The organism is Prosthecobacter sp. Pr1 (assembly GCF_057652315.1).
On the sequence record NZ_JBYFBS010000002.1, the window covers coordinates 460,856 to 481,769 of the forward strand.

The 20,914-nt window shown below is 58.3% G+C and carries 8 protein-coding genes (1 of these 8 only partly in view); 4 read left to right on the forward strand and 4 right to left on the reverse strand.

Translation table 11 applies throughout. The features are described 5' to 3' along the window. Window positions 1-10,729, forward strand: partial view of an autotransporter-associated beta strand repeat-containing protein gene (locus tag AC24GY_RS04725; RefSeq protein WP_487680740.1) — the final stretch only. The gene continues 19,184 nt to the left of window position 1, outside the view; only the last 10,729 of its 29,913 coding nucleotides appear in the window; its start codon lies beyond the left edge, outside the window; its stop codon occupies window positions 10,727-10,729. Between the two features lie 251 nt (window positions 10,730-10,980). Here AC24GY_RS04725 and AC24GY_RS04730 read toward each other — a convergent pair whose 3' ends face one another. The 3 genes from AC24GY_RS04730 to AC24GY_RS04740 are packed head-to-tail and all read right to left on the reverse strand — an operon-like array spanning window position 10,981 to window position 14,044. Beyond that, window positions 10,981-11,655 (reverse strand): response regulator transcription factor, encoded by a 675-nt coding sequence (locus AC24GY_RS04730; RefSeq protein WP_422314848.1) that lies wholly within the window; start codon window positions 11,653-11,655, stop codon window positions 10,981-10,983. Between the two features lie 38 nt (window positions 11,656-11,693). After that, complete coding sequence (locus tag AC24GY_RS04735) at window positions 11,694-13,076, reverse strand: sensor histidine kinase (RefSeq protein ID WP_487680742.1); 1,383 nt, start codon at window positions 13,074-13,076, stop codon at window positions 11,694-11,696. Beyond that, window positions 13,073-14,044, reverse strand: coding sequence for an ABC transporter substrate-binding protein (locus tag AC24GY_RS04740; RefSeq protein ID WP_487680745.1), 972 nt, complete (start codon window positions 14,042-14,044; stop codon window positions 13,073-13,075). The genes AC24GY_RS04735 and AC24GY_RS04740 overlap by 4 nt, the downstream gene beginning before the upstream one ends. A gap of 103 nt (window positions 14,045-14,147) precedes the next feature. Here AC24GY_RS04740 and AC24GY_RS04745 point away from each other — a divergent pair, with 103 nt between their 5' ends. From AC24GY_RS04745 to AC24GY_RS04755, 3 genes are all read left to right on the forward strand, one after another. Further along, complete coding sequence (locus AC24GY_RS04745; RefSeq protein WP_487680747.1) at window positions 14,148-15,572, forward strand: Gfo/Idh/MocA family protein; 1,425 nt, start codon at window positions 14,148-14,150, stop codon at window positions 15,570-15,572. Between the two features lie 24 nt (window positions 15,573-15,596). Beyond that, window positions 15,597-17,051, forward strand: a complete 1,455-nt coding sequence (locus AC24GY_RS04750; protein WP_487680749.1) for a hypothetical protein — start codon at window positions 15,597-15,599, stop codon at window positions 17,049-17,051. A 69-nt stretch (window positions 17,052-17,120) separates the two neighbouring features. Then, a complete protein-coding gene (locus AC24GY_RS04755; protein ID WP_487680751.1) occupies window positions 17,121-19,964 on the forward strand; it encodes a PVC-type heme-binding CxxCH protein in 2,844 nt (947 codons plus the stop codon). A 5-nt stretch (window positions 19,965-19,969) separates the two neighbouring features. Here AC24GY_RS04755 and AC24GY_RS04760 read toward each other — a convergent pair whose 3' ends face one another. Beyond that, the gene (locus AC24GY_RS04760) at window positions 19,970-20,854 is read right to left on the reverse strand and encodes a polyphosphate kinase 2 family protein (RefSeq protein ID WP_422319847.1); all 885 of its coding nucleotides are present in this window, start codon (window positions 20,852-20,854) and stop codon (window positions 19,970-19,972) included. Between the last annotated feature and the right edge of the window lie 60 nt (window positions 20,855-20,914).

Sequence of the window (20,914 nt, forward strand, 5' to 3'; positions counted from 1 at the left end):
CAACAACGTTTGGGTCTTCCAGAATTCGGGCGTCACCACCCTCGCGGGTGTTAATACATTCAATACCGGCAGCACCTACATTGACAAAGGCACGGTCGTTCTCGCCAATGGTTCGGCCATCTTTGATGATAACGACACTCACGTTCTGAACGGAGCTACGCTGAGCATTGCCAATACGGAAACCATTGGCCAGCTCTACATGCAGCGCGGTGCCATCACCCTCATTGGTGCTGGTCAGACGCTGACCGTCGATGACGGCGGGACTCAGTTGATCGCAGGCTCATTCCAAGGTTCGGGCAATCTGACTCTTGGTGGTGGCAACTTCATGGCCATGTATGGCACCAATACCAACACCGGTGCGTTGCTGCTCGGCAGGCTTTCTGACAACAGCAGCGGTGGAATCCAGACCGCCAACCTCGCCAATGCCATCGGTTCCTTCAGCTCGGTCACACTCGGTGCCGGCACCGGGGCCGGTTCCATTGACTATGTCGGAGCGGGGGAAACCTATGCTGGAAACATCATTCTGGCCGGCACTGCTGCGACTATTACCAGCACTGGAAGCAACCGTATCACCGCCAATGGCAGCGGAGCGCTCATTCTCAGCGGCAGCATTACTGCGACCGCCACCAACACCCTTCAACTTACCGGTCAGACTGGTGGTTACTTCAACCCAATCACCAACCAGATCACGGGTGTCATTTCTCAGGGGGCCAATGTCCTTTCCATCGCCATGGGCAATGTGACTGACGATGACCGCTACGGCATCTCGGGCCGCTGGGCTCTGACCAACGCCGGCAATGATTTTAGCGGAAGCATCACCGTCAATGTCGGCATGCTTGAACTGCAGGGGGATCTTGGCGACGGCTCGGAAAACACCAGCGTCATGGGCAACACCAATGTGGCTCGCAGCATCACTCTCGGCAGCAACAACTTCAATGGCCGCCGCTACGATCAGTATGGGAACGGCGACCAGATTGGTGATGGCGGCTTCGGCCAGGGCACCAACACGATCGCACCCAACAGTGCTGACGTGGGCACCATCATTTTCAATGACCCCAATGCTGGAGTCGCCACCTTTGCCAGCAACATCACCTGGGCACTGGTCACTGCCGCAACCGGGAACACCACGGGTGGCCAGTTGATCAACAACGGAGTGAAGCAGATCATCATCAACGGCGCACTCACCTCTGGAACCACGGGCACGCATAACTGGCTGCTTGATGGCTCCAACACCCTGACCAACACCATTGCTGGTATCATCAGCAATCCTACCACCAGCCAGGCTACGGCGGTGATCAAAGAGGGGGCTGGCACCTGGCGCCTCAGTGGCGCAAACACCTTCACCGGAACTCTCATCATCAACAATGGCACTCTTGAACTCGCCGGCGGTGCGGCAATTCTGGACACTGTCGGTGTGGCTCTCAATGGAGATGGCGGCGACGGCATCTACTCCGGCACCGCGAAGTTGAGAATCATCAACTCCGAAACCATTGCCACCCTGACGGGCGATGTGCTGACTGAGGCTGAAATAGTTTCCGGCCAGACTCTCTCCATCACAGGGGCCAGCAGCACCATGAACGGCTTCTTCTCGGGTGAAGGGAACCTCACTCGCACGGTGTCATCCTCCACTGCTGCGACTTTGACAAGCAGCGCACGCAACACTTACACGGGCATTACCACCATCGGTGCCACCGGTGGTGCCACTGCCAGCGCAGGCATGACCATCTACTATCTTGCCGACGGCGGGATCGCGAGCGGCGTCGGCGCTTCAAGCAATGCCGCAGGAAATCTCGTCTTCGTGAGCAACACGGCCGTGAATCAAGGCGGTATTCTTACCTGGCAGGGCCTGACGAATCAAAGCACCGATCGTCTCTTCACCATGGGACTCGGCGCTCTGGCTGCTCGTATCAATGCTTCAGGCACCCTTATTGGCACGACGAATCCGACTCTCACCTTCAGCAACACGGGGTCCATCGTATTCACCGGCAACGGCGCGCGCACACTCACCCTGGGCGGCACGACGATCAGCGACAATACCTTCAGCCTCAAGATCACCGATCAAGGCGGAGCCACCTCCCTCGCAAAAGTGGACGGCGGCATGTGGGTCATTGATCCAAGTGCGGGGAACACCTACACGGGTGGCACGACCATCACCGCCGGCACACTGGCCATCCGCGCTGGCAACGCACTGGGAAGCGGTACCATCACCGTCAACGGTGCTTCAGGCAATGGCTTGGAAATCCGCACTGGCATCACCTTGGCCAACAACATCACCAACTCCGTCGCAGACGGCGGCTTGGGGGTCACCAGCGGCACCAGTGTTCTGACCGGACTGCTCACCCTGACCAACCAGCTGCGCCTGTCCGTCGATGCAGGAGCCTCCGTGGAGTTCAACAACTCCACCTCGGCGGTCACCGGCAGCGGCACCCTGCTCATCTTTGGCAAAGGCAGCGTCATTCTTTCGGGTGTCAATGGTTCCGGATGGACAGGCCAGACGGTGGTGCGCGATGGCACGCTCGTTCTTGACTACAGCACGAACAACAACAGCAAGCTGGCTGACGCTGCCGCCCTGACCCTGGGCACCATCACCGCGCTGACAACTGTCGGAGTGGACGCCAATGTTCCTGGGCAGACCAAAATCCTCGGCACATCGGGTGGCACGATCAACCTCAACGGAGGCAGCCACATCGAAGTGGTGAGTGCCACCACGATCGCTCCTGGAGCCAACGCGGTCACCCGCACCAGCGGCACTTCTGTTCTTCGCATGAATGCCATCACGCGCAATGTCGGCGGCACCATCGACTTCGGTGCTGCAGGAATCGCGCAGGTGGACACGACCAACACGAACGGCATTCTTGGTGGCTACGCTACTGTGGGCAAGACCGATTGGGCGATGAACTCCACCAACGGTGGCGACGGTCCGGTCACCGCATACACTGCCTACAGCGTGAACACGTACGCGGCCACGAACAACGTGGACGTGACTAATTTCTCAATCACTGGCACGGCTGCCAACACTCTGCGATTCAACACAGCCGGTGGCGGCACCCTTAATCTCGGTGGCGGAGTGCTGGCCATGACGGGCGGTGGCCTTCTCATCACCCCCAACGTGAACGCGGGGGATGTCATCATCAGCAACGGCTTCATTCAGAATGCGGCGACGACGGCCGGTCTTGAGACTCTGATCATCCTGCAAAACAGCGCGCGGGCGCTCCAAATTGATGCCGTCATTCAGAACAATACAGGTGCACAGATTCTGACCAAATCTGGCACGGGCAAGGTTTACCTCAATGCCCTCAACACCTACAGCGGTGCTCTCAACCTGAATGAAGGTGAAATCCAGGTGGGCGGCACGGCGGCCGCACCCACCGTTGCCACCAACGCTTTCCTTGGCGGCTACGGCGTCTCGCCTCAGGGCAACGTCATCAACATGGGTGCCGGGTCGGTGCTTCGCTTCCTCACCACCAATACTGCTGTCTACAACACGGGCACCATCACCGGGGATGGCACGATTATTCTAGACACCGGCAATTCAGGGGTGCTGCTCTTCGACGACGACAACAGCAACTTCTATGGCGACATCGTCGTCAATGGCGGCACGATCCAGATCAACGGGAACAATAATGCACTGGGCAATGTGCGCGGCATCACCACCATCGGTGGTTCAGGCATTCTGCAGTTCAATGACAGCCGTAACACCGGCGAATACATCACTTACAATGATGGTGCCACCGTGACGACCCTTGCAGCTGCAGCGGGCACCTTGAGCGGCAAGCAGACCATGAACAACACGACGGCGGCCGGTCTCACATTCAATATCCCGGTGGCAGCCAATACTGGCAGTGTCGGTCTGAACATCTCTGGCATCGTTTATGCACAGAATGGTTTCACCAAGACCGGCTCCGGCATCATGCAGATCAGCGCCAACAACTTCTCCGACGTTTATGATGGCTACACCGGCATCAACAAGACGGCGACTCTCCTCGGTCAGATCATGGTCAACGAAGGCATCCTCTATGTCGGTGGTGCGCGTGCGCTGGGTGCTTTTGGGGTTGGCAATGAAACCGTCGTCGCTGCCGGAGCCTCGGTGGATCTGCGTGGTCAGGCGCTCAATCTCGGAGATGACAGCGATCCTTTCCGTGAAATCTTCAAAATCGCCGGCACGGGCTTCAATGGCACGGGAGCTCTGCGCAATTCCTCCGGCACAGGGCAGATTTCATTCCTGACCCTCGATGACAACGCCACCATCAACAGCGGCGGTACGGTCAATGCGTCAGCCTTCGTGATCGGCACGTATGACACCAATCTTAGCAACGCCAACGGCCTGACTGGTGCGTTCACCCGCAATCGCCCGGTCATCGCAGGCAACAACAAGATCCTCACCATCATCGGAGGTCGCAATGCCTCGGACAACATGGTGTTTGCAGACGCAAGCTTCTCCAGTGCGCTCGACAGTCTGGTGATCCGTGGCAGCAGCGTACGCTTCAGGCATGAAGTGTCTGCTTCGATTGCCGACAACGGTATTCAAAGTTCGGACATCACCAACGGCATCGAAATCGGCTATGGTGGCCAGATTCAGGCGGATGCAACAAACGCAGCACTCGGCCTTGGAGCAAACACGGGTGCGCGTCTGCTCTTTGAAAACCAGTTCAACACCCATAACACGGTGGACATCACCATGAATGGCGTGATCGCCGCTGCCAACAGTGGCTACAACTACCTTCAGCTTGATTTCTTCACCATTCAGGACGGCTCCACCTTTTTGGATGGGAAACTCAATCTGACAGGAACCGCTGATCGGAACATCATCATCTCCGACTCCATTGGCAACTACACCGTCGCCGAGCAGGGCAATACAACGGAATCGCCGGCATCCAAGCTGGTGATTGGCGGGGTGATCCAGGGGCTGGGTGGTTTTACAAAAATCGGGTTCGGCGAGCTGCGTCTGACCGCCAACAATACGTTCACCGGAGATTTGAACGTGCTGCGTTACGGCTACGCCGCCGTGCCTTGGGAAAGCCATACATATGCGATCAACAGCGTGAACTACCCCACTCAGGGATTGGCTGAAGGCTGGGCGGAGTGGGGCCTTACACTCAATGGCGTCAACGGCGTGCTTTCGGGTGTGACCACCATCAACCTCCAGCGCCGGGGCATGATCACCCTGGACAATACCAACCGCCTCGATGCGACCTCTGGTGCTACCGGCGGCAACAACAATGACCGCATCAATGACAGCGCCATCACCAATATGAGCAATGGCTGGCTGCGTCTCAGCGGCGGCACGGTCAACAACACGGAAACGCTGGGCACGGTCAATGTGCAGTCAGGCACCAACATTGTGGATTTCTATCCTACGGATGGCGCAGGCACCAACATGACGCTCACCGTCAACACGCTGAACCGCTCTGCGGGTGCTGTCGTGCGGTTCGTGGATCTGGATGCCACCTCCACCTTCAGCACTGCGGCGGCAGGGGACAGTGTCCGTGTGGCCGTGGGTTCTCTTGGCACCACCCTGGTGGGAAACAACACCATCGCCACCGACAAACAGATCGCCGTCGGCATTCTCGGGGGCGTCATTCCGCTTGGACTGGACACGGACTTCCGCATCCTGGGCTTCAACAATGCCAACGTCAGTGATCTTTGGAACCAGCAGCGCAACCTGCAATATCTGGGCGGCAGCAACTTCATGACGTATGAGGGCGGCTACCTTCGTCCGCTCGATGACTCGGAATACTTCACGGCCTCCGGCGGCCTCCTGGGCAACAGCACCGCTCTGGGTTTGAACCAGAATGTGAGCCTCAATGATCTGGCCACCGTGATGAAAGAAAGCACCGCGATCAACGCGCTGCGCTTCGGCCCGGTCTTTGACAACAATGGTTCCGGCGGCTTAGTGAACAACACCACCGCATTGACGAGCTACACGAACCATCACGCGGTTCTGCTTTATGTGGACGGCACCCTGACCATCTCTTCCGGCATGGTCAGCAGCGCCACTTTTGCAGTGGGCAACACAGCGGATGCTGCCACTTACATTCTGGGCGGAAATCTCGATTTCGGCAGCCGTGAAGCCATCTTCAATGCCCAAAATGGCTATTATCTCACCACCTCGGGAGCCATTGGCACAGGCACACTGCATGTCCGGTCGAACATCATGGGCACAGGAGGTTTGCTCAAGACCGGCTTCGCTCAGCTGGTTTTGGCTGGCAACAACACTTATACCGGCATCACCAGTATCAGTGAGGGGGATCTGCAGGTCACCAATGGTCGCACCGGACTCGGGGCGGGGGGCGATGGCAACGGCGTTGTCATCACAGGCAGCGGCAATCTCAGCTCCACTGCAGGTGTCCAGATCGGCACCGCAACCGCGCGTGAGGACATCTATATTGGCGTGCTTTCAGGCGATCAGCAGATCCTCCGCAATTTCAGCCGCACCTTGAACTATTTTGGCAACATCACCATCGACAACGTGGATCTTGCTGGCCAGACGATTTTCACGCCGCGCATCCGCCTCGATGGCAACAGCAACACCATCATCAACGGCAACATTGTTGGTGGCAACACTGCCATCAGCAATGACATCACGCAGATCGACTCCCGCATTGTCCAGTTCGACACTTCGGGTGAACTGATGCAGGCATTCATCTTCCGCGGCACCTTCGGAGACAAGGCTGATGGCAGCGGAAACGCCATTCCTATCGCCGATGTGATCTCCACTCTGCCGACCCTGGCCGGCGTTCGCACCAACGAGAATGAAGTGCTGCGTGTCAACCTTGCCGCCGGCAATGACCAGACGAGCTTCATCTTCGAGAAGCAGTACAATGCAGCCGGGCGTCTCTCTCTCCTGCGTGGAGACATGTTGATCAACTATGACCCCAATGCTGCGGGCAATGATGGCAGCGGATTCTGGACGAACACCGCCATCAGCCGCATACCGAATGCAGATTCGAACACCACCTCTTTTGCCATCAATGGCAGCACAACCATGCAGGGGTTTGTGATGGGGAATACTGCCAACTCGTTCAGCTCTCTCTTCCTGACCCGGGCCGGTCAGTCCTTCAACATGGCCGCCTGGTCCATGGTTGGCACGGGAGCCAAATACGTGGGCGGTTTGAATGAAAATGGCACGGTGACTTTCGGCACTGGCACAGGCACGCTTGTGACAGGCAGCATTGTGGCCAATCTTCAGGCGCAGAGCGGTGGCACCGTGGTCATCAATCAGGTGATCACTGGCAACACCGGCAGCACCAGCGCGCCAAACTTTGGCTTCCTCAAACAAGGTCGCGGAACAGTCATCCTGCAGAACACAGGGCTTGCGTCTGCCTCGGATGCCAACTTCGTCCTCGCAGGCGGCACCTTGGTTCTAAACCACACCGGCACCACGGTGCAGGCGCTGGTGGCCAGCCTGAATGCGCGGTTTGACGGCGGCACTGTGATCGCACTGGCAAGCAGTGATGCCAACACAACCACCGCCTTCGCCACCAACAATGCCGCCATCCGGGTGCTGGATTTCACCCTCGGAGGCAATGAAATCGTGGCTCGCACCACCAATGCAGGCACGGCCCGCAACATGACCATCAACATGGGCAATGCCAATGCCAACAACACCACCAGCAACTTCACCCGTGCTCTGGGAGCCACTGCCAACCTTGTCGAGGACAACGCGGCAGGCGGCACCGCTCAGATCACCCTCGACTTCAATGTCAGTTCCACTGCGGCAGCCAAGGACGCCATCATTGCCTGGCTGACCTATGGCTCTCAGCTGCGCACTGCCACAGACTTCGCCATGGTGGCCAGCGCCAGTGGCAATGACGTGGGTTCCTTCGGCACGATTCGTGTCGCGAGCGACTACAACAATGATGTGTCCAGCTGGTCTGCGAGCGGCAACATCTCCGAAAACGGTGGTGCTGGCTTCAGCGGCACGCGCGGTTCTGCACTGACCATCAGCACCCTGCGTTTTGACACCAGCGCAGACGGCGTCATCGATCTCGGCAGCAGTGTTTTGACGATTGCCGGCACCGGAGTCGCCTCCTCAGGCGGTGCCATCCTGGTGAGCAGCAACGTTGGAGCGGCAAACAAGACCATCAATGGCAGTGCTGGCGCGGCCCTCACGACGACGGGCGGACGTTCCGAGCTTATTTTCCACCAGTTCGGCACTGGCAATCTGAATGTGAACGTGCCTATCACAGGTGCGATCAATGTGACGATCACTGGCCCTAGCACGGTGGACGCCGCCAGCATCGGCACCTCCGGTGTCGTGGTGTTCAACGGCGCGAACACCTACACCGGAAAGACCTTCATCAATGGTGCAATTCTCTCCATCAGCGATGTGTCCCAGCTCGGTGTCAATCCTGGCGCGGCCACCGTGGACCAGATCACATTTGGCGGCGGCACATTGCGCTATACCGGCACCGGATATGCTGATCTCGGCAACCGCGGTGTGACTGCCACCGGCGCAGGTGGCACCATTGACGTGGTCGATGGCGCAGCCGAACTGCGTGTCAGAACCCTGGCTTCCACCGCTCTGTATCGCGGTGACATCGTCAAAGTCGGTGCTGGAACACTGACGCTGGAAGGCACGCTGAACACTGGAAACAACGCCAATTTCCAGGGCTTGCTCGACATCCGTGAGGGAACCCTGCGCCTGAACGGTGACAATACCACGGCCACAACCTCGCAGGTTTCCACGATTCTCGGCACCAACAACTCCTTTGCGGATGGCACGATCCTCCGCAGCGGAACGAACCTGGCCATCCAGATGGGAGCGATGAACGGTGCCGTGGACTGGAATCTTGAAGAATGGATCACCTTCAAGGGCAGCAATTACGTGACTGTCGGCAGTCTGGATCCGAGTGTCGCCACGCCAGCGGGCTTTGCCAATCCGGCCGTTCGCACCGTGAATCTCAACGGCTTCATCACGATCGAGGGCACCACCACCTTTGATGTCCTCAGCGGGCAGACCATGCGCTTCAGCAATGGCGCAGGCTTCCTCACCGGAAACGGCGACATCATCAAGGACGGCATCGGACAGATGGAGTTCCGCAACAACAGTCCCGACTGGACTGGCAACCTGATCGTGAAGCAGGGCACTGTCTATGGCATGTATCAGGCGGATGTCTTTGGCACCGGCTATTTGACGGGTAAGACGATCACCTTGGGGTCTGCTGACCGCCAGGGGACGGCGCGACTGGTGATCTCGAACCAGGATGTGGTTCAGAATTACACCATTGAAATCAATCATAACATCAATGTCGTTTACAACCCCACCCAGACGAAACAGCTCTCGATCGAAACCGTCGGCAACGGCGATCTGATCAACATCAATGGAGACATCACGTTGAACGACAGCCTCCTCGTTTACATGAACGACGGCGCTGAGAACGGTGGCAGCCAGAACTACATCAACTTCAACGGCCGCCTTCTCGACGGCACCACCACCAGCGGCAACATCACCTTCTACGGTGACGACGCTGGCGGTGCCAACGACAACACCAGCGGTAGAACCTACAACTACGCCGTGCTCAAGGCCGACAACAGCGGATGGACAGGTGATGTCCGTATCAGCGCCAACACCGGCTACGACCAGGATCAGACCACCATTCTTCGCCTGGAAAACACCAAGGCGCTTACCGCTGCCAACGATGTGGACATGGGATACAATTCCATCCTGCAGACCGGCGGCGGCGCCCGCACCATCGGCTCTCTGAGCACCAATGGCGGCGTCGGCCCCTACATCGGCGACACCGGCGCGATGGGTGGCAGCACCAATGGCAGCACCGAAATCATTGAAAACGCCGCCGCCACCGAAGGCACGCTGACCATTACTCAAAGCACACCGGCCTCCACGGAAGTGTTGTGGGACGCCAAATTCCGTGACGGCACTATGAACAGTCAGTTCTTTGCTCCAGGTGCCAGCCCTACGGCCTCCGCTGCATTGAATGTGGTCAAAGCAGGCGATGGCTGGGCCACGATGACCTTGGACAACGACCACACTGGCACGACGACGGTAGCCGCCGGCATCCTGCAGGTGGGGCGCAATAATGTGGGGGATACGGGAGCCGTTAATGCTGCTGGATTCTCATCCGCTGCTGGCACCACCGTCGCTGGGACCGGCCAGATTCAAGGTGCCGCGACCATTCTTGGCCAACTTAGCCCTGGCGACGAAGCCGGGGCATCCATGGGGACGCTGACCTTTGTCTCCTCGGCCACCTTTGGCGCCACCTCGGACATCACTCTCCAAGCCCAACGTTCCAGCTACACCGCCATGAATACGGTCGGTTACGATACTGCGGGCTACAGCACATGGATCAATGGCATCACCACTGATCCGACTTACAGTCACCTCCTCAATGATCCGGTGACCGGCGCTCAGCACGATCAGATCCTTGTTGGTGGTGCATTGACCATTGTTACAGGCTCCAAAATCACCCTCGTTAACAACGGCTACAATGCCACCGCAGGGGATGTGTTCAAACTCCTCGACTGGAACGGCGCTAACCTGACCTACAATGTCGGCGGGGTCCTCTACAACGGCAGCTACCTGCGCACCGGTGCAGAGACCGGCACAGATCTTGACCTGTTTGAACTCGGGTCCGGATTCCGGTGGGACGTGAGCCTGTTCGATACGCAGGGCATCATCGTTGTAGTTGTGCCTGAGCCTGGTCGCCTGCTGCTGCTTATGTTTGGCCTGCTGGGCCTGGGCATGCGCCGTCGCCGCCGCAATGTCTGAAATTTTGCCGGCGCACTCATTCGCCCCGGTGCTGGCTGGCTGGAATAATGCCAGCCAGCGCCATGGGGTCTCTTGAGGTGTTCAGCAGAGATCTGTCACGGCATGAAAAACATGGCATGAGAATAGATGCCGGAAAGCCAGCTCTGCCATGGGGATCAACACCAATGGACGCCGCTGTAAAATCAGAGGCTGGCAGCTCTTAAAGAACTGCAAATTCAGCAGTCCAATTGGCTCCAGGAAATCGCTTGCGCTCAGTTCGCTTTCTGCCCTTCCGCCCATCGAATGGCGAAATAAGCCAGTTCGCCCGTCTCATTCATCCCCAGTTTTGCACGAATGTTCATTTTGTGAACATCCACGGTTTTGGTGCTGATTCGCAGCGCCTCCGCGATCTGACCTGTGTTCTTCCCTTGGCCGATCAGCACGAAGACTTCAAACTCACGGTCGCTCAGCTCTGAGATGGAATCCTTGGATTCGGCGGCATTGCCGGAGGAAAAAGCTTTCAGGATTTCCTCGGACATTTCCTCGCTGACCGCTATGCCGCCGCTCGCCACACGGTGCAGTGCTTGTTCCAGCACCTTTTGCGGGGCGCTCTTCATCACATAGCCGCGTGCTCCTGCCTTGAGGGCGCGTTGCGCATAGAGCTTCTCATCATGCATGGAAATGGCAATCATGGGCAGCTTCGGGCGCAGCAGGCGAAGATCCTTGATGAGTTCAAGCCCTGAGCGGTCTGGCAGCGAAATATCCACGACGAGTACATCCGGTGTGTCCTCGTCCACTTTGCGCACCGCCTCAGAGGCGTCTCCGGCCATCCAGGCAAAAGCCAGATCTGCGGCATTTTCAATGAAGAGCCGCCATCCCTCACGCATCATGGTGTGGTCATCCACGATGGCAATTCGTATGGCGGCTTGTGTGGGATTGGCTTTCATGGGTGCGAGGTTCTCGTGGGCAACCGCCCGTTTTTGTATCATGGATTCTTTAGCGGAATCCGCACAATGGCAATCGAGAAATCCCGTTCGCCTTTTTCAATGGTTCTCTCCAGTGTTGCAGAGAGTGTACGCAGCCGCTGGCCCATGAGATGCAGGCCCATGCCATGCCCGTCCGATGCGGTGCGTTCTGTAAATGGAGTTCCATCATGAATAACGCTCAACACCACATTGGCATCTTCCATTCTTACGGTGATGGTGATGACATCCGGCTTGGAATGCTTGCAGGCGTTGATGACCAGTTCCTGCGCAATCCGGAAGAGCAGTTCCTGGGAGCTCCCGGTGAGTGATGGGCTCAAATCGGAATAGTCGAGCGAGCACCGCACCATGTATGACTTCTCGGCAAACCCCAGCACATTCTCCAGCGCATCTTTCAATCCATGATTCTCGATGCCCACAGGAGCAAGCCCCCACGCCATGCTGCGCGCGATCACGGTCGATTCTGAGAGCTCTTCAGCCACCTGCCCGGCGAGGGCGGCTATCTTGCCATCTTTTTCATGGATCATCCCTTGCACGACCCCTGCTTTCATTTTGATCGCTGAGAGTCTTTGACAGAGATCATCATGCAAGTCTCTGCCGATCTTCCTGCGCTCCTGTTCTGCGGCTTCGAGCACCATGTTTTCCGCCGTCCTGAGCTTGGTCAAAGCCCCGGCAAATTCCACTGAGATCATGGAGAGCTCATCATGCCCCTCCAATGTCATCGGGAGGCCGTTCGTGGAGCTGGCGGCTCGCAAAATTTCCACCACCCGGCGCACCCTGCGCGTGATGAGTTCATCGAGGGCGAACCAGAGCAGCAGGCATGATGCCAGCAGCACCCCGGCCTGCCGCAAAGACTCCTGCCAGGCTTCCTCATTTACCTCGACCAGCGCCATGGTGGCATCGTAGCGAATCAAGATCGCAGCGCGGCTGTTGGATTCGTAAGTTTCAAAGAAAGGAACCATCACCACCAGGCTGGTTTTTTCAGCGTTCCATTCAAATGTAGGCGCCATCGTTTCCAGCACAGAAGCGTGCCGCTGCCATTCTGCTGCCAGCGGTGTTTTCAGGACGTCCATCCGCTTCCATTGCATGTGGGTGGAACAGCTGACGATTCCCTCCTTGTTGCATACAAGGCCCAGATCCACGTCGGCAGAAAGGGACACGTAGGCCATCTCGAGTTCGGCGGCACGCTCCTGCTGCTTGCGGGACAGGTGCTGCAGCAGGCCGGCCAGGCGGCTGCCTGTTTCAGTAGCCTCCTGCTCCAGGCGTACGAGCCGACGGTCTTTCAGCCAATGCTGATTTCTCCAGTTGTTGAGCAGAATCATCAGAAGACCAAACGACAACACACTCAGTGTGATGCGGCTTTGGATGGAGTGAAACAGTTTCAAGGAAGCGCCTCCTTTGTAAAGCTGTCATCGATCCATGCACCGCCCGCCGGCTTGGACAAGATGATGCCGGCGCGGATCATCTGCTCCTCCATTTGCAGCGCCAGTTGCGGGAGTTGTTTCAGCTTTTCCACGTTTTCAGTTTTGTTCAGCCGTCGCAGACGCCCGAGGCATGATGAAAGCTCGGCAGCGTCCAGATTCTCACGTCGCAGGACGGCATCCATTCCCAGGAAGGGTTTGCCTGCCCATATCGTCTCCGCCATTTTTTCCTGAACTTGAAGCAAAGACACCAGCTCTTCACGGGAGGAGCTGCAGGCCCGCTCAGACGCCACCAGCAGATATATGATAGGCACCTTGAGCTGGGTTGAGTCATAAAGGCTGTGAGTGCCGTTGTGAGTCAGCTTGGTCAGCCACGGATCCGTGACTACCACAGCCTCCACCTGCCCGGCCTGCATGGCTGGTTCCATCTCCGACTGAAACATGGGCACCATTTCGACTTCTGTCATCGTCATGCCCACGCTTTCCAGCGCATTCGCCAGAAGGTAGGAGCCGGCGCTGCGCTCTACTCCTACTCGCTTGCCCTTGAGGTCCTGCAGCCGTTGGATCTGAGGGCGCGCCAGAACCGCATCCGCTCCTGCAGACTGGCTCAGCACCTTGAGCACCTTCAGCTTTTGCCCCGCCTCACGCATTCGCAGCGCACTGTCCAAGGTCACCACCGCCACATCTGCGGCACCACTGCCAAATGCCCGGACCACGGCGGATGACCAGGTGATTTCAATGATTTGAAAGCGGTTCGGTGGCAGGAATTGCAGGTCGCCCGCCACCAGCAGCGGCTCGGCGGCCGGCCACACGCCAGGGACGATCCGAAGGCGGCTTTTTTTCTCGTGATGCGGGCGAAATGCGGCCGCAAGCAGCAGAATGGCCAGCAGAAGGGGCAGGAAGCGTTGCAGCAATGCCATGAGTTCTTTCATCCTGTCAGAATGCAACAACCAGACGCATCATGTCCACTTTTGCTTGCACCAGAGTTTTCATTTCTTTTCTGGCCACGGCGAGAGCCTCCGCTAAGCTGAATGCATGGCTAAAGATATTCCAATCGTCTCGCGTCGTCATTTTCTGACTGCCAGCGCCGCCGCGCTTGGTTTTCCCACCATCATTCCCGCCACGGCTCTCGGCAAAGGCGGACGCCCCGCGCCTTCGGAGCGCATCACCGTCGGTGCCATTGGCTGGGGGACGATTGCAGGTGACTGGACGCCCTCCTTCCTCAACAACGCCAAGTGCCAGGTCATCGCCGTGGCTGATCCCATGAAGGAGTACGGCCACTACGGCTACGATGGCAAAAGGACCGGTGGGCGTGAAGCCGGCAAAAAGATCATCGACGCGCATTACTCCCAGTCGGCAAACAAACCGGTCAAGGCCTGTGCCGCCTATTCGGACTTTCGCGAAATGATGGAGAAGGAAGACCTCGATGCCGTGCAGGTTTCCACTCCAGACCACTGGCATGCCTACCTGGCCATCTATGCCGCGCGCAAAGGCAAACATATCTACGGCCAGAAACCGCTGGCCCTCAACATCGCCGAAGGCCGCCGCATGAGCGATGAAGTCGCCAAGGCTGGCGTCACCTGGCAGACGGGCAGCCAGCAGCGCAGTGATCAATACTTCCGTCTTGCCTGCGAGATGACGCAGAATGGCCGCATCGGCAAACTCAAGCGCGTGCGCGTCGGCCTGCCCGGAGGCCACTCCAACTGGAATGGCATGGCAGACCAGATCAATCCAGCACCGCTGCCGCCCGACTTCGATTACGAGATGTGGCTCGGCCCTGCCGAACATATGGACTACCGTCCAGCCTTGCTGCCGCTCAACTGGCGTCACAACTTCAATTTCTCCGGTGGCATGATCACGGACTTCGGCGCGCATCACATCGACATCGCCCAGTGGGGCATGGGCACCCAGCTCAGCGGCCCCGTCGAGTTGCGCAATGTCTCCGGCACGATGGACAAGGCGGCGCTCTACAACACGGCCTCCGAGTTTGCCTTTGAGTGCGTGTATGAAAACGGCCTGGTCATGCAGGTGGCCAGTCCGACGCACAAACTCATGCCTGAAGTGGAGGCCGCGCTGGCCACGCCGAATGCCAAAAAGCCCTTCGACCATGTGGGGGTTCTGTTTGAAGGTGATGACGGCAAATGGATCTACGTCAACCGCGGCAAGATCACCGCCGGCAGCCCTGACATTCTGCGCGAGAAGACCCGACCTGAGGAAATTCATCTCTACGAGAGCAAGGACCACACAGACAACTTCCTCTCCTGCATCTACGATGGCAAACCGACGGCGACTCCCATCGAAGTCTCGCACCGCAGCATCACCATCGCGCACCTCGCAAACATTGCCCTGCGCAGCGGCAGCACCGGCTTGAAGTGGGATCCGAAAACGGAGACCATTGCAGACAATGCCGCTGCTTCCAGTCTGCTGTCCAAGGAATGGCGCAAGCCGTGGGTGCTTTGATTCAGCGTCTTCTAACACCATCGCATGCCAAAACATTCCCTGACATCGCACTGGTGCAGCGTCCTCCTCCTGACGATCTTCGTGGTACTTGGGAGCGTCGCTCCCATTGGAATGCGGGCGCAGGATACGATCAAGATCGGCCCGCTCCAGCCCTTGCAGACACTACCCTCTCTGGGGCCGGCAGCTCCGGTCGCGCCGCAGATGAAAGGCCCGCTGCCCCAGCCTGCCCCTCAGGCAGGAGTTCCGGCAGCAGCTCCGGCAGCCACTTCACCCGAGGTTACACCGCCTGCAGTCCCGTCTGCCGCCGCGCCGCCGCCATTGCCTACCAGCAGCACAGTCACCATCACAGCGCCGATTGCCCAGGCGTATCTCTACATCGAGCCCTACCAGACGCGCTTTGAAGTGCTCTTTGATGCGGCCACCGTGCTGGCCTGGCTGGCACCTGAGGCTGCACTGCCGGCGGCGCTCCCGGCCGACCAGCAGAAGCAAATTGTCGACACCATGGCATCGCGTGCCTCGGACTGGTGCTCGTTAAGCGTCGGCGATCAGGCGCTGCAAGTGCCGATGCCCTTGGTGGCGGTGATCAAGGGCTTGCCCGGGAATACTCTGCCCTTGAAAGAGGGGGAAGAAGTGGCCCTGAATCAGGCGCTCGTCGGATTCATGTGGGAGTTTGCCACACCTCCGGGGCCGGATGAAATGAATGTCACTTGGAAAGGCTGGATCAAAGGCACCACCAAGCTGCCGGTGCGTGTCTTCTTTGGCCCCTTGAGCGAGACCGGGGAAATACACTCAACGATCAAAACATTCCGCTGGCGCAATCAGGGCCGCATGCCGCGCCCGGCCCCGCTTGTGGCTGTGCCACAGATTCCATTACCGCAGCCATTTCGCCTGCCGCTGGGCGGCATCCTCTGGCTCGTTGCCGGCCTCGCCTTTTACATCTACCTCAAGGTCAAAGATCACAAGCTTCCGGGGGGCAGTCTGCCGTACTTTTTCGTCTGGCTGCTGGGTGGGGTGCTCATGAGCCAGCTGCTCGTGCTGCCCATTTATACCGGACCTGCCGCTCAGGCCATTACCCAGGTTGCTCAGGCGCAGAAGATCGTCTCTCCGCTGCTGCGGAATGTCTATCGTGCTTTCGATCATCACGCCGAGTCAGACGTTTATGACGTTTTGGCCCGCAGTGTGGATGGCGAGCTTCTGCGCAAACTTTATCTCGAAACCATCCAGGCCCTTACATTGGACGGTCGTGAAGGCACCCGTGTCACCATTGCCGAATTCTCCGCCACGGTGGACAAAGTGGAGGCCAATCCCAAGGGCGCAGGCTTCATTGCGGATTGCAACTGGATGGCCCGTGGCATCGTCGGCCACTGGGGCCACAGCCATCCACGCGTCAATATTTACAACGCACGCATCACCATCATCCCGGTGAAGGATGAATGGAAGCTCACCGGCCTCGAAGTTCAGGAAGTTCGGCGGCTGTAGGCGGGTAATTTCGTTTTATGCCAGTCTGTCTGCAATGAGACGCCTCATTGGTAACGTATGACTCCCATCATGCGCCAGTTGCTTCTCCTCCTTGCCATCCCCGTTTTCGCCGCAGATCTCCCTCCGGATAAAGGCAGTATCATCCCCGAAAGTGGCAAACGCCCCGGCGTCATCACTGGCAAGGCGTCCCTCCCTTTGCCGAAGCACGATCTTCCTGACGGCTACACCCTCGAAGTCGCCGCCGCCTCCCCGCTCGTCACCCATCCCATCATGGGCTGCCTCGATGACAAGGGACGTCTCTTTGTGGGCGATGCTGTTGGTGTGAACTGGAACAAGGCGCAGCTCGAAGCGAATCCGCCAAACCGCGTCCTCCTGCTCGAAGACACCGACAAGGACGGCACCTTCGACAAGAGCACCGTCTTTGCCGACAAGATGACCTTTCCGCAAGGCGCCTGCTGGTTGAACGGCAGCCTTTACGTCGGCTCACCACCCGGCATCTGGAAGCTGACCGACACTGACAATGATGGCGTCGCCGACCAGCGTGAAATGATCGTCGGCGGCTTCGACTACACCGGCAACGCCGCCGACATCCACGGCCCCTTCCTGCATCCCAATGGCCGCCTCTACTGGTGCCATGGCCGCAAAGGTCACAAGGTCGCGCAGAAGGACGGCACGATGGTGGATGAATCACTCGCCTGCGGCATCTGGAGCTGCAAACCCGACGGCAGCGACGTCGCCTGGCACTCCCTCGGCTGCGGTGACAATCCCGTTGAAGTCGATTTCACTCGTGATGGCGACATCATTGGCGTGCAGAACCTCTACTACAGCCAGCCTCGTGGCGACACCATCATCCACTGGCTCTATGGCGGTATCTATGAACGCAGCGATCAGCTTAAAGCCATCGCCCATCTGCCGCGCACCCTCGAAACCATGCCCGTCATGTACAACTTTGGCCACGTCGCCGTCAGCGGCTGCTGTTTCTGGAAAAACTATCAGGCCAGTAACCAAAGCGCTCAGCAGTTCATGGTCACCCACTTCAACACCCAGCGCCTCGTCCGCATGGAGCTCACCCCCAGCGGCAGCACGTACAAGGCCGTCGAAAACGAGTTCCTTCGCCTCCACAATCCCGACATCCACCTCACCGATGTCATGGAAGACCCGCGCGACGGCTCCCTCCTTCTCTTTGACACAGGCGGCTGGTTCCGCATCGGCTGCCCTGCCAGCCTCATGGCCAAGTCAGATCTGCTGGGGGCTGTGTATCGGATCAAGCCGAAGAAGCCGCAGCTCGCCATTCAGAGCACGAATGAGTCCTTCCACAAAAGTGATCTCCAATCGCAAATCGTAGCGTTGAAGTCGAATGATGAGCACGCACGGCGTCAGGCCTTGGAATGGACAGCGAAAAATCTGCCGCAGGAAGGTGAGGTCATGAGCGTGCTGGGACAGTTGCTGGATCAGGAGCTCGATCCATCATCAGAGCACCTTTTAATTTACGCGCTTCGTCAAATGAAGCCCCCCTTTCACAGTGGTCCTGCCTCGGACCGATATATGAGCCGTTGGCTGTTGGTTGAATTGGCCCGTCACGGTTCCGAAAAGAGCTTTGCCAGCATTGTCGAAAACTCGCTTTCTCGTCTTGTTCCTGAAATGTCCCCCCCTCTGGCTGATGCAATCCGGAGATCGCTCGAAGTGATGCCAGATGGCGACCAAATAGCAGCTGCGGCTTTCACGGAATGGCTCAAAGCATCCGACATCACACAAGGAAGAGTGGCATTCATCAAACAGGTCATTTCCGGACACCTCGCGAAGCCATCCGCGCAGTCGCTCATGACAGCCATGCTCGGACATGGCTTGGTGGATGTCCGCATGGCGGCTTTGAGCATCCTCGCCGCCCAAACCTCGGGCATTACCAACGAGGCCTGGCTTCCCCCTCTCGACAAGCTCCTTGCCGAATCTCCCACACCACTCGTTTTCGACGCCATCAAGAGACTGAAGACCCCGCACTTCGACGCCGCGCTCCAAACCATCGCCAACGACACCAAGCGTCCGCTTGCCATTCGTCTCAAGGCCCTCGACTCCGCCAAGTCCGTCAAGCTCACTGGCGAAACGTTCACGATGGTCAAGGGTGTGCTCGCGGATGCCGCCTCTTCTTCCGCCGCCAAGATTCAGGCCGCAAGCATGATCGCCAGCGCGCCTCTGGCAAAACCACAGCTTATCGAGCTCGCACCGCTCTTTGCCACCTTGGGCCCCGTCGAGCTCAAATCGCTGCTCGGCATCGTCCGCAAAACGAAAGACTCCGAAGTCGGCAGCACTTTCGCACGTGAAATTGCGAAAAATCCTGTCATCGCCAGCCAGCAGGAAAGCGCTTACCGCACCGCGTTTAGCGATCTGCCGCCGGAGATTTTTGAAACCGTCATCCTGCCAGCGTGCAACGCCGCCGTAGCCGCCTCCGAAGCCAAGAAGCGCCAGCTCGGCCCGTTGGCAGAGAAGGTCATCGCCAGCGGCAATGCCGCGAATGGAAAAAAGAACTTCGAGATGGGGAAGGGGACTTGCATCGCCTGCCACAAGATCGGCTCGGCCGGTCGCCCCATCGGTCCTGATCTCTCCCACATCGGCGCCATCCGCACCGAGCGTGATCTGCTCGAAAGCATTCTCTTTCCCAGCAACACGCTCGCCCGCGATTACGAAGCGCACGTCATTGAGACGAGCGATGGTCAGCAGACTTTAGGCGTGATCAAATCCCACACCGCCGAAGGCCTGCTCGTCATCGACATTGCCGGCCAGGAAAAGACCATCGCGCACCAGACCATCGCGGGAGACACCACCCTGATCACCAGCCTCATGCCGCAGGGCCTCGATCAAACCATGCCCGAAGCCGATCTCCTCGACCTCGTCGCCTGGCTGCGAAGCCTGAAATAAAAACACTACTCCGCCAGCAGCATCTGCTTCGCCGCCTGCAGGTGCTTCTTTTGTTCCGGCGGCAGTTCGGGATACTTCAGTTTCATGCTCTTCATCTCGGCCAGGATCGCGGCGCTGACGATGAGACGCATGTTCTTCTTGTCATCCGCAGGGATGACATACCAGGGGCAGTCTTCAGTGGCGGTGACGCGGATGGCATCTTCATAGGCCTCCATGTATTCCTTCCAGTGGCCGCGCTCGCCCACGTCGCCTTCTTCAAATTTCCAGTTCTTGCTGGGAGTGTTGATGCGGTCGAGAAAGCGCTTCTTCTGCTCGTCCTTGGACACGTTGAGGAAGAATTTGAGGATCAAGATGCCGTTGCGGTGGCAGTAGGCCTCGTAGTTGCGGATGTCTTTGAGCCGGTCCGCGAAAAGCTTGTCAATGTTCTTCGTCGTTTGCGCGGGCAGGCGCTGCACCTTGGTCACGATCTCGGGATGCACCCGGCAGACGAGAACCTCCTCATAGTAGCTGCGGTTGAAAATGCCGATACGTCCGCGTGGCGGCATCACACGGGTGGTGCGCCACATGAAGTCATGGTCCAGTTCGGCCGATGTGGGGCGCTTAAAGGCATGCACCTCCACGCCCTGCGTGTTCACACCGCTCATCACGTGCTTGATCGTGCTGTCCTTGCCGGCGGCGTCCATTGCCTGAAACACCAGCAGCAACGCCTGCCGGTCCTGCGCATACATCTTCTGCTGCAGGTCGTCGATCTCCGTGCGGAACTCGGCGATGAGAGACTCATAGTGCGCATCGTCCTTGTACAGATCCTTCACCTTCGTCTTCGCTTTCTTGATGCGAAACGGTTTGCCATCGGGCACGCGGAAATCATCGAGGTCGAGTTTGAGTTTCATGAGGTCAGAAAAGTAGATGGCAGGAATTAACAGCAATGCCACCCAATGAACAGAAGGAAC